Source organism: Pseudomonas sp. FSL R10-1350, from assembly GCF_009600525.1.
Lineage (GTDB): Bacteria > Pseudomonadota > Gammaproteobacteria > Pseudomonadales > Pseudomonadaceae > Aquipseudomonas > Aquipseudomonas helleri.
Genome location: NZ_WIVR01000005.1, coordinates 105,458 through 119,406, shown reverse-complemented (window position 1 = coordinate 119,406; position 13,949 = coordinate 105,458). Strand labels below are relative to the sequence as shown.

The 13,949-nt window shown below is 48.7% G+C and carries 13 protein-coding genes; 7 read left to right on the top strand and 6 right to left on the bottom strand.

Features of this window, described 5'->3' with window-relative positions; genetic code table 11:
* Positions 1–8: 8 nt before the first annotated feature.
* Genes GHO25_RS04250 through GHO25_RS04240 form a run of 3 tightly spaced genes read right to left on the bottom strand, consistent with a single transcriptional unit; the run spans position 9 to position 2,762 of the window.
* On the bottom strand, positions 9–1,367 hold the full coding sequence (locus GHO25_RS04250) for an integrating conjugative element protein (protein WP_153390000.1): 1,359 nt from the start codon (positions 1,365–1,367) through the stop codon (positions 9–11).
* Positions 1,368–1,401: 34 nt separating this feature from the next.
* A complete protein-coding gene (locus GHO25_RS04245; RefSeq protein ID WP_153389999.1) occupies positions 1,402–2,334 on the bottom strand; it encodes a TIGR03756 family integrating conjugative element protein in 933 nt (310 codons plus the stop codon).
* The gene (locus GHO25_RS04240) at positions 2,331–2,762 is read right to left on the bottom strand and encodes a TIGR03757 family integrating conjugative element protein (RefSeq protein ID WP_153389998.1); all 432 of its coding nucleotides are present in this window, start codon (positions 2,760–2,762) and stop codon (positions 2,331–2,333) included. The genes GHO25_RS04245 and GHO25_RS04240 overlap by 4 nt, the downstream gene beginning before the upstream one ends.
* A 609-nt stretch (positions 2,763–3,371) precedes the next feature.
* On the opposite strand from GHO25_RS04240, the gene GHO25_RS04235 reads away from it, so the two are divergent.
* The 5 genes from GHO25_RS04235 (at position 3,372) to GHO25_RS04215 (ending at position 8,640) form a co-directional block, all read left to right on the top strand.
* Positions 3,372–3,614: a hypothetical protein gene (locus GHO25_RS04235; protein ID WP_153389997.1), complete on the top strand. Its 243-nt coding sequence runs from the start codon at positions 3,372–3,374 to the stop codon at positions 3,612–3,614.
* Between the two features lie 130 nt (positions 3,615–3,744).
* Positions 3,745–4,260 (top strand): TIR domain-containing protein, encoded by a 516-nt coding sequence (locus GHO25_RS04230; RefSeq protein WP_218581064.1) that lies wholly within the window; start codon positions 3,745–3,747, stop codon positions 4,258–4,260.
* A gap of 23 nt (positions 4,261–4,283) precedes the next feature.
* A complete protein-coding gene (locus tag GHO25_RS04225; RefSeq protein WP_153389995.1) occupies positions 4,284–5,945 on the top strand; it encodes a P-loop ATPase, Sll1717 family in 1,662 nt (553 codons plus the stop codon).
* A 536-nt stretch (positions 5,946–6,481) separates the two neighbouring features.
* Positions 6,482–7,636 carry a hypothetical protein gene (locus GHO25_RS04220; protein ID WP_153389994.1) on the top strand — a complete coding sequence of 385 codons (1,155 nt, stop codon included), beginning with the start codon at positions 6,482–6,484 and terminating at the stop codon, positions 7,634–7,636.
* Between the two features lie 5 nt (positions 7,637–7,641).
* Entirely contained in the window at positions 7,642–8,640 is a 999-nt protein-coding gene (locus tag GHO25_RS04215; RefSeq protein WP_153389993.1) for a hypothetical protein, read from the top strand.
* 793 nt (positions 8,641–9,433) lie between these two features.
* On the opposite strand, the gene GHO25_RS04210 is transcribed toward GHO25_RS04215, so the two are convergent.
* The 3 genes from GHO25_RS04210 to GHO25_RS04200 all read right to left on the bottom strand — a co-directional run bounded on the left by GHO25_RS04210 (position 9,434) and on the right by GHO25_RS04200 (position 12,050).
* Complete coding sequence (locus GHO25_RS04210; protein ID WP_153389992.1) at positions 9,434–10,072, bottom strand: hypothetical protein; 639 nt, start codon at positions 10,070–10,072, stop codon at positions 9,434–9,436.
* Between the two features lie 87 nt (positions 10,073–10,159).
* Positions 10,160–11,155, bottom strand: coding sequence for a hypothetical protein (locus GHO25_RS04205; protein WP_153389991.1), 996 nt, complete (start codon positions 11,153–11,155; stop codon positions 10,160–10,162).
* A 202-nt stretch (positions 11,156–11,357) separates the two neighbouring features.
* A complete protein-coding gene (locus GHO25_RS04200) occupies positions 11,358–12,050 on the bottom strand; it encodes an SOS response-associated peptidase family protein (RefSeq protein WP_153389990.1) in 693 nt (230 codons plus the stop codon).
* Between the two features lie 149 nt (positions 12,051–12,199).
* On the opposite strand from GHO25_RS04200, the gene GHO25_RS04195 reads away from it, so the two are divergent.
* Together GHO25_RS04195 and umuC are read left to right on the top strand one after the other, a co-directional pair.
* A complete protein-coding gene (locus tag GHO25_RS04195; protein WP_123749945.1) occupies positions 12,200–12,628 on the top strand; it encodes a LexA family transcriptional regulator in 429 nt (142 codons plus the stop codon).
* Positions 12,618–13,898, top strand: coding sequence for a translesion error-prone DNA polymerase V subunit UmuC (gene umuC / locus GHO25_RS04190; protein ID WP_153389989.1), 1,281 nt, complete (start codon positions 12,618–12,620; stop codon positions 13,896–13,898). The genes GHO25_RS04195 and umuC overlap by 11 nt, the downstream gene beginning before the upstream one ends.
* Positions 13,899–13,949 lie beyond the last annotated feature (51 nt).

Sequence of the window (13,949 nt, the reverse complement as noted above, 5' to 3'; positions counted from 1 at the left end):
TCAATGCCTCACTGGATTCTGGACGGTGACTGCAATTGATTCAGCCGATCCGTTTCCGGATCACCCTCGAACACGCCCCGTGAGTTTTCGGTGCGTGCTTTGCTCCTGGCAATAATCGTCATCGGTGAGTTGTTGGCGAGCTGCTGACGCAGTTCGAGTTCGGTGCGCAGGTTGTCGATCTCTTCTTGCAAAGACGATTTCTGCTGATTGACGGCGTTCAGCGCCAGATCATTGATTGCGACGTTGGGTTCGCGGCTTCCGGCTAAAAGCGTTCGCTGCAGTACCAGCGCTTTTTCGAGTACTTCCGAGAAGGCGACCTCAGAGGCCAGTCGGCGAGCCAGCACGTCCTGGTCGCGCTCATCACGCAGCGCCACAATGACCCCGCGAGTGATGGGTATTGAATTGCTACTGGCGGCGTTGAGGTTCTCCACCGTCATACTTTTGGTGTTCGTGAGCAAGTCTTGAAGGGCTTTGAGCTTGGTGTCGTAGGTTTCTTGAATCAGCGGTGTCAGGCCTACACCTGCAGAGGTCACGGTTTTAGGGCAACTGTCACAGGTCTGTTGTTGCTGTTCCCCGAGAACACGAATGGCAAATGCGCTGGTTTCCTGAGGGGAAGACCAGACATTGCAGACCATGCCGTTGTTGCAGCTTTCTTTGCTGATTGAAGACGTGTCGTCGGCGGCGCGTTTGTTCAGCAGGTTGTACCCAGCCTTGGTTACATCCCCGACGATCTGAATCGGTTTCTGGCCGGAGCCGCCAGCTCGATTGCCTCCCACCCATGTCACACCGTCGTTGCCGCTTTTCTTCTCGACTTGCTCGACGGCCGAGACCGCATCGGTGTTGGACGTCATGGTCTGGGCCATCGCTTGACCCTCTGCAAGCTTGCCCCAGCCCATTTGATTGCCTGCGATGTCAGCCATCTTCTCGCCAATGGCGCGGCAGGTAGATTTGGATCGATCAAAGTCCAAGCGGGCCTGCAAGATGCCATTGGTGATCAAGTTGTACAGCGCCGGATTTGCCCGCTGAAGGATCAACGCCGGCAGCGAGGCCACCGCCCCTGTAGCGTTCTGCACCACTGTCGACATGATGTTTTGAAAACCGGCGGTAGCCCCGTTCAACTGGTTTTCGAGGGTGTTGGTCATGCTCATGTTTCCGCAGACCAGATTGTTGTTCCAGCCGCCACCCACCTGAATGCTCTGCATGTTGCCAGCACTGCCCATAGCGACCGCGCTGCCGCCTCCGATGCTGTAAAGCACCTCATCCCCGATCACGCTGCCTGAAGACGAAGCATTGATAGGGTCAGCACACCAGGCTGTCGCGCTGCAGAGGCTGTAAAGGGTTCCGGTCAACCAGGGAGTGATTTTCATGACATGCTCCGATCGCTGTTGGTCTGGATGCTCATTAAAAGTCCGTGCTCCCCAGGAAGGTCTGGCCGCGACGTTGGCAGCAGGCGTATGGACGCCAGAGCGCCCAGGCGTACCCACCGGCCTCGGCTTGAACCTGTGGTGTTGAATTCGGGAATACGGCACACGATTGACTGAGCGTCGGCGTCAACTCCTGCCACTTGCCGGTAGTGGCATCGCCCTCTATAAGCTCACCTGCAGGCCAATAGCCGTCGCGCGCAGAAGCTTGCATCGGCAGATAGACATGGACTTGCCCGGTACGCGTAGTGATGTCACCGGCGCGCTGTGCGATGACTGCCCCGGTCTTGTAATCATTGGTTTGCTGCAGAAACCCACTGCGGGGGTAAACGTTGCCCCACAGATTCGTGGCGGCCATGCTGCCGACTTCACGTCGACCGGGTATCAGCGCTTCTGGATAAACCGCCTCAGGGATCCCGTACCGCCAGGCAATAGGATCAAGCGTGCTCAAGAAATAGGGCACCCACGGCGCCGTCGCGCCTTGGCAGGCATACCCTGAAGCACTGGCAAACTCACTGAACACAGCACCGCCCGGGTGCCCGATCACATCCGCCTCTTTGAACTTGAGCGCCGCGTTCTCAGCAACATGATTGGTCGTCGCGTCATTGCCCGCCTGAGACAACGGAGTCGGCGTCCCCAAAGGCGACATCTCAATCCACGGGTTAGCCCCGGTATTGGAATACGCCGACACCACCGCATCTGGCACGTAATGCCGCACCTTAGTTGACGTCTTCACCTTGCAGCCAAACGCCGTGCACAGCAGCCAATAGCAAATGCCAACTATCTTGTACTCAAGGCACTGAGGCGACAGCGACGAGGCAATGATCGTTGCTGAAGTGATCGATGCCGAGGCGCTCAAGGGCAGGCTACAGATCAGAGCCAGCGATAGCGGGCGGAGCAGGTGGCGGTTCATCGCGGTTGGCCTTTGGCGTTGTTGATGAGGACCAAGGCTTTGGCTACATCCGGCTCGCCATAGACGACGTAGCGGCGGTCAACAACGACCGCAGGGATCTTGGTGATGCCTAGGCTCCAGGCATCGGCTAGGTCTTGTTGGGCTTTAGCGAGATCGATTTGTAAGCGTTTGCCGGAAGGGTTGTTGAGGCGGCTTTGCATTATTGCGGCGGCTTGGTATGGGTCTGAGGGGAGGGCCCGGGACAGCTCGGACTCGAGGTGTTGTTGCTGGTCTAAAAGAATGATTCGGGCTGGGCCGGGGGAGGTGATGGGGTGTGATTGGTCGGTGATGACCCAGGTTTGGGCTTGTGTGAATGTGGTTATGTAGAGAAAGGCGAGCGGCAGCACCACTTTAAGCGGTATGAGGGTGAGGGCTGGTTGGGTGGGCATGGTGCTGTACCTGAGATGGGCTCAGGTACATGGGACTTGAAGCAGTGAGTATGTGCAGTAGGAAAACGGTTTTTGGTTGGGATAGTTTTTTGCTTGAGGTGAGAGGGGGCCAATTTTTATGTGTGTTGTAGGTGATTTTTGGTTGGAAACAACTCTTGTGTGTTAATGGCTGATTTCGGCGAGATAGCGCACTTTGTATGAATCCAAGTGCCAACAGGATCTCTCAGACTTTCCTAGACCACATGGAAGCTCTCACTGCGAAGGCACCAGAATCGCCACACATCGATTCTCTCTGCGCCCTTTTGCGGTAGTGTTACTGGCGACAGGTCTAGTAGTGCTAAACCCCTACCCGATAATGTCACTGCGCTGCATCCCTTCTCCCACCAGCACATTAATGACGCCCTCTTGCTTGCGAATCCAATCAATAGGTAATAAGCATGTGATTCGCTAATAGATGGCCGTTGGATGCCTTTCGGCCAGGAAATCATGCTCCAGCCCTTGCATGTACTTTTTCAAAAATGACCAAGTTATTCGACTGACTTGGATAGACCTGCGGATGGCCACTTGCTACTGTTGGTCATACATCTGCCCGAAATCAAGGAATGAATCATGCCGAGCAAGCGTCCGAGCACTCAATCCCCCAAGCCAACATTAAAGCTCACCCGCTCAAGGGGCGATGCAAAGGCCAAGTTAGAAGAGCGAATCGAAAAAGGGTTAGAACTCAAACAACGGCAGGTTGACACTCGGGAATCTTATGAGACGCTGAGAACTGACTACAGTAAATGGGATTCGTTTAACGTAGAAATGCTAAAGCAAAGTTTTAATACTGACGAAATCGCAAAAAAAATATAGTTATAGGGGAATCGCAGCTCTTGCTTTAAGAGAGCCTTCACTGGGCGAAAAAATTGCTGATACAAATAAGGATATTGACAAAAAAATCCATCGCCTAGACTCGATTTCGGAGCGACTCGAGCTAATCCCTTTGGATGAAACCCTAAAAGATATAGGTCAACACTCGAAAGAATCATTTGATTTGAAAATATCCAAATCAAACAAGGTATTCGTAGTGCATGGCAGGGATGAAATATCGAAAACCAACCTAGAGGTTTTCTTACACGAAATAGGTCTCGAACCAATTGTATTACACCGACAGGCTGATGAAGGAATGACAGTCATTGAAAAGTTTGAAAAACATAGCGATGTTGGTTATGCCTTTATCCTACTCACCCCCGATGAAGTCGCCTATCTCGCTTCCGAAGACACACTGTCTGACGACGACCAAAACAAAGAATACCGTGCGCGCCCTAATGTGATATTTGAGTTTGGGTATTTTATAGGGAAACTTGGTAGATCCCGCGTATGTTGTCTTCACACAGGCCACACGACATTACCCAGCGACGTAAGCGGAATGGTGTATAAGCGCTTCGAAAAAAGCGTTGAAGAAATTGCATACAGTATAATAAAAGACCTGAAAGCTTCGGGCTATACCTTGTCGTGAGCATGTTAGAGGGTGAAGATATCATGGATGAGCCAGTATTAAAAATAACTCGAAACCTCAAAGTCGGTGCATTGGACGCTGAGGCTGATACAGAACTTCTTAATAAGTGCTTCATCGATAATGGCTACCTCAGCCAGATAATGGATGTTGATTCGCCAGCCTCAATCATTTTAGGGCGAACCGGCTCAGGCAAAAGCGCTCTGCTTTATAAGGTTGCAAAAACGGCACAGAAATTTGTAAAGCTTGATCCAAATGATATATCAGTCCGATTCTTAGAAAGCTCAGACATCATCCAGTTTTTTGATAGTCTTGGTGTCAGTCTTGATTTGTTCTATAGACTACTCTGGCGCCACGTGCTTACGGTGGAGTTCTTGAAGCTGCGGTACGATATCAAATCGGAAAGCGACAGCCGGAGCTTCATTGACGGTCTATTCAATACGTTCAGCCGTGATGTAACAAAAAAGAAGGCTGTTGAATACTTCAACGAATGGGGCAATAAATTTTGGTTAGACACTGACGAACATCTTAAAGAAATAACAAGGAAGTTAGAGTCCGATACAAAAAGCTCCATCGGGGTTAAATACTCCGGAATAGGTTTGAACTCGGCAAGCGTTTCCAGGCTGTCCGACCAAGAACGAATCGAGGTTTCTCAGCGTGCAAGCCAAGTAGTTAGTGGCCTTCAGATCAGAAAGCTAAATGAAGTCTTAGACCTGCTCGCTGAGCACTCATTTTCAGATCCTCAGAAAAAATTCTTTATCCTAATAGATCAGCTTGATGAGGAGTGGGCCGCAACCGAGACACGTGTACGATTTATACGGGCTCTAATTGAGGAAATAAAAACCTTTCGAAAAATACGGCAGGCAAAAATTATCGCCGCATTAAGGAAAGACCTTCTAGACCAAGTATTCGATAAGACCAGAGATTCAGGATTCCAACAGGAAAAGTACGAATCCTACCTGATGACACTAAAATGGTCAGTTGATGATCTCTCCAATCTAATCGAAACACGACTTAACGAAGTATTCAAAAGCCAGTATACAAGGCAACGAATAAAATTTACGGATTTATTCCCAAAACCTAGGAGAGGTGGTGGCCAGACCTCCATCGATTTTATTATTGAGAGAACTCTCAGGCGCCCTAGGGATACACTGCAGTTCGTCAATGAATGTTTTGCTATCGCTTATGAACGCGAAAGAATTTCTTGGCGCGCAATGCTAGCCGCTGAAGCTCAATACTCAGAAAAGAGATTGAAATCTCTCAAGGAAGAATGGGGTGACGTATTCCCAAGCTTCGAAGATACTGTAGAGATTCTTCGCAACATCAAGTCCACTTTTACGAGATCGATGATCAAAGACACAACCCTTGAAGATATTATGGTTAATCTTAGTGAGGGAGATTCACGCGACCCGTGCGTAGCCATTGTGCGCAAATACTACGAAACAAATAGCACGGTAAAAGAGTCTGAAATACAGACAATCATGCTTTCATGCCTGTATCGAGTCGGAGTCCTTGGGCTCAAGGTCAGTTCATCAGACACTTATATCTGGTCACACGTAGATCAATCCTCAGTAACCAAGGGGGAAATTAAGCGAGCAGAACATTTTAAAGTTCATAAGATGCTTCATCGTTCTCTAGATATAATTGCAGACCAGCATGATATATTTGACCCTGAAAGCATTGATTAATCTTGTTGAGATACGAAGGCTAGGGGGATGCAGCCCAACATGCAGATAGGAGTGCCTACCAGCGTTGAGCGTCCGTTTCTGGCCGATTGCTGCCTTTCACGAAAGGCTGCAATTGGCCATAGGCAGCCTCTCGAAGGTGTCTACAAGCTTAGGGCTATACAGCAGCTCTGAAATGAAGGATTAGAGAGCACATACCATTATGTGCTGCTCTGTCAGCAAAATTCTTTCGTTATCAGGTAGCACATTAACCGAGTGTGTCACTTTCCCCTCTGCTCTCAGAATTCCGATGTCCACCCTTATATTTCCGAAGCTCGTACTAGCGCAATACTAATTATGCTTGTTTAGTCAGACATATCTATCAAGCAGTTCACCTTGGCTCGCTCACGGTTTATCGTTTAAGTAAGTATTTATTTTTATTGACATACTTAGGCTTTTATCAGACTCTTTCGGTTGCGCGACTGCTTTGCATGGGCCATAATTTAAATTTTCTGCCTTCAGGCAGGGCATAGAAGTAGAGCACGGTCAGGGAGAGGGATATGAGATCAATTACGTGTGCATTATTAGATAAAAAAGTAAATTCTTTAAATATTCAGTTTGTAATTGATATTGGCAGCTATGCCGAGTTGGCTGGCAACATCATAGATAACAATCCATACCAGCGTAACAGGGTAAGTAAAAGCGGCAGCATTTATAATCTGCTGAAGGAAGATATTCTTAAAGAGTGCATAATTCCTCCTATTGTGTTGGCCTCCACATCTACATTAAGACCCGGCAGATCGCACGACGAACTTCTAGATGAGGTTCTAGAAGAAGTTGGAAATCTTAAGATTTTAGATGGCTTGCAAAGATCTCTTTCGATCATTGATGTATATAATAATAATCGAGAGCACTTTGATGGGCTTGATAAAAAGTACATGATCAGAGTCGAGGCTTATCTTTCTATTAGTGATAGTGGTATTCTATATAGGATGCTAACCCTGAATACCGGCCAGACTCCAATGACATTGCGCCACCAGTTGGAAATCTTGTTTTCTAAGTATATAGACGAAGGTGTCGACGGCGTAACAATTCTGCGAGAAGTTGACGATGCAGCTGTTACAACAATCAATGCTTATCGTTTCTCCGACTTGATCGAGGGCTATACTTCATTTTTAGAGCGAAATGAACTGCCAATTGACCGATTCGACATTCTTCAAACAGTTAGAACCATAAAATTTATTTCCGATGAAAGCGCCGAGAGAATAGAGTTTACAGATTTTGTGAACTCCTATCGTGCGCTATCGCTCGCCTTTGATAATCAATTTGCGGGCTGGCGATATCCAGAAGACGTAGATGAAGATTTGCGCACTAATGCCAATCCCTTTGGGCGCGAAGTTTACAAAATATTCAATAAAAGCCAGCCATTAACAGGGTTTGGTGCTGCAATAGCGGAATTGATGGGCTCAGGGGTAATCTCAGGCCTGAATGATATCGACGATTTAGTTCCACGCTTGGTTTTTGGTGATAATGATTTACTTCGATTAAACAAGTATTTGGACGATATTCGTGAAGAGTCAAAAAAGATTGGCAATGGCCAGCGAATTTACTTCAAACTATTCTTCAAGTATCTATTGGATCGCGACGGCAGCTCTTACTTAAACGTATCGGAGTCTTTGGAAAAGGCGAGAAATCGAGCTATTGCAGAGGTCTGATTGTCATGAATGACTTGATCGAGCTATCGGATGCTAATGTGCCGCCTGCTTATTTTCAGGATTCATTACCTGAAGTGCAGACAGAATATGGAGTGAGACTATATACGAAATCCGTGCCGGACGAGAAAGAGATCGCGGAGGTTTTTATATCAGCCAACCCTAAAGATGTTCGAATTGGATGGCTGATACCTGTGCTTTCTATAATATCTTCGGAGCATGATAAATATGAGAACAAGTATTTTAGAAAGCATGTATATGAAGCAATGAAAACGCTGCAAGGCCAAGTTCTTCCCGAAAGCATCTACGTATTAGTTTACAGTAAACGTATTTTAGAAAGCGTCGAAATCCACTGCGATGGAGAGTTGGCCTTAGCATTTTTGTTGTATGGCATATATCCATATTACGAAAAGTGCTCGCTAGCAGGCGTGGATTTTAAATTATCGATTACCTCGAAAATTGTTGTCCGCCAATGCTTCAACGGCGATCTAGCAGCGGGTTTCTTCAAGACGTTACTGGGCGAGGTTCTGCCTTCTGAACAAAACGGCTATGCTAGATTCATGTTTTTTTATCAGATATACGAGCTTGCCATGGAGCTCGTATTTTACAAGAAGGTAAATGAGCTTAAGATTCAGCGAAGCCATCTCGGCATTATAAGGAAGCGAATCGATGAGTATTCATCTGAAAGCAAGCTTATAGGATTGCTATATACAGAAATGCAGCGCGAAGAGAAAGACGCCAACTTATCCGCTGTCGCCAAACTAATATTCGAAGATGTAAAAGATGCCAGCTATTACACCGATACGATGAAGTCTGGCATGCTTTATGATATTAGAAATACGCTTGTGCATAGTTACTATAGATTCAATATTGGCGACAATCTTGTTTACTTAGCCTCATACCTTGAAGATGAAATTTTTTATGTGCTACGGTACCTTCATTCTATCGAGGGAATGAGAGGCGAAATCGAGAATAGCTACTTTGGGGGGGGCAGCCTAATCGGCTAAGCAAGCTCTGCACAAAGCAGACCTCCCTTGCAGGAAGTTTTCGGAGTGACTGCTTTTGGCCGATAGCAGCCTGTCACGAAGGGCGGCTCCCGGCCAGAAGCGGACACAAGCCGATTGCATTCGCCTCGGATTAGCCGGCAGCAAAGATTAGGCCCCCTTCTGCGCAAGCCCGGCGCCTGGGCGCTTCTTGAAAGGCGTTGGCGGTCCGATGTAGTTAGGCACAGACCATCTGCTAGATCGGTGGTTGCTTAGCAGTTTCGTGTTGCAAGGTAGTTCACGTTGGTCGCTCCTTAAAAGACCACTACACTTGAAAAAAGAAGCTCATGGAGGCGCTTCGAAAATTTATGCGAAAGAAAGCGCGAAATACCGGCGAAAAGAATCGAAATCAAGAGCGAGAAAGAAACCCCGCGAAAGAGGAGAAACGACGCGCCCTAGAAGAAGAACGCTCAGATGCGCAGCGTAAAAAAACAGCTGAGCTTCTTCGTAGTGGAAAACTAAAGATAAATAAAAAAAGCCAGAAAAGGAGTCTTTGGCATATTTGCCTCGCTGCATAATCCGCCGACTATTAGAAGAGAGGATGTCGTAATAGACGAATATACCTCCTTAAAAAGGAGCCAAAGCTATACCGGCTCGAGTGAGATAATGGCGGGCAAATAAAAAATTAATTGCCCCGAGAGTTGAGATCATATCAAATTTACAGCCATTCACCGATGTATCGAGAGCCGGTTTTACCCAGGTTAACGAGATTGCCATGCAAGCAATGACGTATGGATTTACTTTGGAACTTCGTCATCTAAAACTTTCTTGTCTCTTTACGAGCCTTTTCAGATAACAAACTTATATCTTCATTGGACATCAACAAAAGAATCAGTTTTCTATACTCTTCCAGAACATCCTCCAATTCGTTCAATTCTAGCTTAATTTTGGTAATATTCAAATCTTCGTTTTCTTGAAGGGTCAAAGTTTTCATCACGAGATCCCTCAGTGACTCGGGGCTTTCTTGGATTGGTAACACGGCCCTAAAAAACAAGCCTGCTCCCAAATTGAACAAACTGAAAACCCTTCCGCGCTTAGCACCTATAATTACGGCTATACGCTTTTGTGCTTGAGGATTTATAATGGCCAAGTCGCTTCGCCCAGAAATGTAATTTTGTATCTCCTGAAGTCTCGCGCCTTGCCGCCTAAGCACTGCATTCCACGTACTCAAACGCATATCTAATGCTTCGCTGCTTGCGATACTTATAAAATCAACTGGATCTGGAGGGGCAAAGTCTAATAATTTGCAACCATCCTCTTGCACATCCTTAATAATAAAATAAATTTTCAACAACTCTAAGTTGTTGTTGTTTTTTCTTGCCGTACTTGCGATTGCGTTAAAGGACTTTGCCGTATCAGCTAGAACTTTTACGATAGCAATTATCTCTTTGATCATTGTGCGCCTCGAACGTTTATAATGACTCCCCCCCCCCCCTAATTCCTGTTCGTCGTGCCAGAAGAGGTTGGCCAATCGGACACATATTTATTTGCCGCGAGCCTCATCGACTAATAGCTGGATATGAGAATCGAGTTGATACTCTGCATCGTTGATACTAGATCTGATCTCCTCGGTCTGATTCAGAAAGTCACAGTATTTTTTCAGTGCTATATGAGGATCCTTTTCAAGTTTTAGCGAATCCAGCCGCTTTAGCCAACCTGGAATTGGATCAGATTTAATGGGCCAAGGATAATTGGAAGAAATCCACTCAACATAATCATGAGTCGTGGATGTAGGTCCTCGGTTCTCAATAGCATATTTTTTACCTGCGTCGGTAAAAGCGAAAGGCCAAGCTTGGCAACTAATAACTATAGCGGTACGATCTTTTTGCTCGCTAAAAACGTTCTCAGTTAAGAAGTCTAAGCTGCTATTCGTGCGATCTATTACCTCCTTCATATCGCTATGAAGGTCTGAAATCATAGAGTCGCTCATAGTATCCGCTACTTGTCGGAGCCTTTCCCATGCAGCGTCGAAGGCGGACTTCGGCGCCATGAAACCTATTTTACCTAAGTACTTCGCAGCTCGATGGGAAACTCGATCTCTACTACCTGAAGACCAAACCATAGGGGAGTGATTGGCTAGAACCATACACGCATTTTTGAAATAAAAAAGAGCAAGAGAATGGAGTATTCCATCATGACGGAGGCCACGGTGATAGGCCGTATTCCTAAAGGAGTGAAGATATTGGATGCTGTTGCAGACTGCGTCAGACAGGAATTTTGTTGATCTAGCTAATTTGATTTTTGAATCAAAACGCTGACCAAGTGCGGCAGCTATTAGCTTCGGGTCGTTCCGAGGCTCTGATAATCGTCCCCTCATATCATTTTCATATGAGCGGTCTTTGGCATAGTTGTGAAGGGACAGCTCAACAACGTTATCGATCAGCATGAGCGCGAAACGATCAAAATTACGATCATGCATCGCTAGCTGGTCAAGGGCCAAATCCATTTGATCAATTTGGTCAGCGAAAAACTGCATCATTTTCGTATGCTGCCTGCAATAAGAAAGAATGGTGACAGCATAGCCCCAATAGGGAGCAACCGAAAAATCTCCGTGAATGAGGCAACTTTTGAGCTAGAGAGGCATTGGCATTAATGCCATTTTTTACGGGGATGCGGTGAGACTGCACATGTGAATGGCAGCTTTTGGCCTATACCGGCCTATCACCCAAACCATCCGCCACTTATCCCCACACCGCCAAAATCAACCCAGCCCCATCATTCCTAACATTCCCCACCTCTTTCCCAACCCGAAACCACTCAAACGCCTCAGTAGCCTGGCACCCGCCTAAAGCCAACTCCTCAGCCCTCCCAACATCCAAATCAGCCTCAACCCAGTCCCGCGCATACTCCGGCGCAAACACCAGCGGCCGCCGATCATGAATATCCACCATCCCCTGATCACTCGCTGCGGTGATGATCACAAAGCCATCCCCATCATGAGGTTCTAACCCCGGATGCACTTGTGCAAGCGCTGCAAAAAACATCGGCGCCTGGCTTTTCAAGCGTATGAAGTAGGGCTGTTTCATTTTCGGATCGTCCGGATCTTTGACCCACTCGTACCATCCATCTGCCATGACCAAAGCACGGCCATTGGGCCACAGTTGTTTGAAGAATTTACCGGTGGTGACGGTTTCTACGCGTGCGTTGATCGGATCCGGCCGTTTGCCTTTTGCCCAGAAGGGGGCCCAGCCCCAGTGCATGGGATCAATCCGTAACCCGTCTTCCACGCTATGAAGAATGTTGACGCGGGTACTGGGGGCGATGTTGTAGCGGCCAATGGGGTGGTTGTCATACCCGCTGACGATCTTTCTGTCGCTGGCCAATACGTCCAGGTAATCAGCGATGCCTCGGTACTGCACAAATCGTCCGCACATGGCGAGGGCCTCATGGCTGTAGCGACTGCAGGGAGCGTAGACGCATTAAACGGGATGTTCCTCTCGTCTAAATCTCATTCGGACGTATTGCTCAGATCTGTCCTACGCGGTTAACTGTATATTCATACAGTTAATGAAAGGCGCGCGTCATGAGCTTCACTCTTTTAGGTCCTCTCGTGGAGGGCGGAGTTCCTATACCGCTGTGTTTGTTCAAGATTCCGGCCGGGTTTCCGTCACCGGCGGCGGATCATATCGAGCAGGCGATTTCTTTGGATGAAGTGCTCAATGTGCGCGCACCGCATGTTTATCTGGCGTCTATCGATGGCGACAGCATGCAGGGGATCGGGATTTTTTCAGGGGATTTGGCGGTGATCGATCGCTCGGTCGAGCCCATTCATGGCCACATTGTGGTGGCGCTGCTCAACAACGACCCCATCTGCAAGCGCCTTTGTATGCGAGGCAAAGACATCATCCTTAAGTCCGAGAATTCCAAATACCCGGACCGGCACGTAATGGAAGGGGATGATCTGTCTATTTGGGGTGTGGTGACACACAGTGTGCGCAGTCATGGTCGCTAAGCCCAGTCCGGTTTTCGCGCTGATCGACTGCAACAGCTTCTATGCCAGTTGCGAGCGGGTGTTCAGGCCGGATTTGGCCAAAGTCCCCATCGTGGTGCTCAGCAATAACGATGGCTGTGTGATTGCCCGCAGTTATGACGCCAAGCCGTTTGTGAAAATGGGCGAGCCGTATTTTCAGATCAAGCAGCGGTTGGAGCAGCACGGCATTATTGCGTTCTCTTCGAACTATGCGCTGTATGGCGACATGAGCGAGCGGGTCATGAGCCTGATTGAGTCGATGGTGCCAGCGGCGGAGGTCTACAGCATTGATGAGTCGTTCGCCGACTTTACGGGCCTTCCGGACGCCACTGCGATGGGGCGGGCGTTGCGCGCCAGGATCCTTAAGTGCACGGGTATCCCTGTCGGGGTGGGGATCGGCCCCTCCAAGACGTTGGCCAAGCTGGCCAATCACACCGCCAAGCGCCTGCAGGCGCACACCGGCGGCGTGGTCAATCTGTGTGGGGACTTTGAGCGCGCCTGGGTGCTGCGAAATACGGCTGTATCTGAGGTCTGGGGAGTAGGGCGACGTATGACCGCGCACCTCGAAGGCATGGGCATCAAAACCGCGATGGACCTGTCCAAGGCTGATCCGTGGACGTTGCGCAAAAAATTCAGTGTGGTGATTGAGAAGACCGCTCGCGAACTGGCCGGCACGCCCTGCCTGGAACTCGATGAGCCGGACCCTCCCAAGCAGGAAATCTGTTGCAGCCGCATGTTCGGCAAAAGGCTGACTGAACTGGCGCCGATCAAAGAAGCCGTGGCCACCTACATGATGCGCGCGTCGGAAAAGCTGCGGGCGCAAAAATCCTACTGCAAGAAAGTCAGGGTCAGCATTCGCACCGGCATGTTCAATCCGGATGAAGCGAAGTACGCCAAGGGCGTGATCGTGACGCTGCCATACCCGACTGATGATGTTCGCCTGTTGACCAAGGCGGCGGTCGAAGCGCTCACCCATGTTTTTCAGCCCGGGTTCAAATACAGCAAGGCTGAGGTGTTGCTCATGGATCTACGGCAACCGGGCGAGTTCTCGGATGATCTGTTTGCGGTTAATCAGCCCGCAGAGGCGACCAGGGTGATGGCCGTTCTGGATCAAATTAACGCGCGATGGGGCCGGGGCACGCTACGGGCTGCCAGTGTGCCCAGCAAGCCGGATTGGGGCATGCGCAGGGAAATGATGAGTCAAAGCTATACGACCCGGCTGGATCAATTGTGGCGACTGTCGTGTCATTAGCCGCAGGACACAACCCCACCCGGTAGCGATGGGGCTGCCCATGGGCTGACG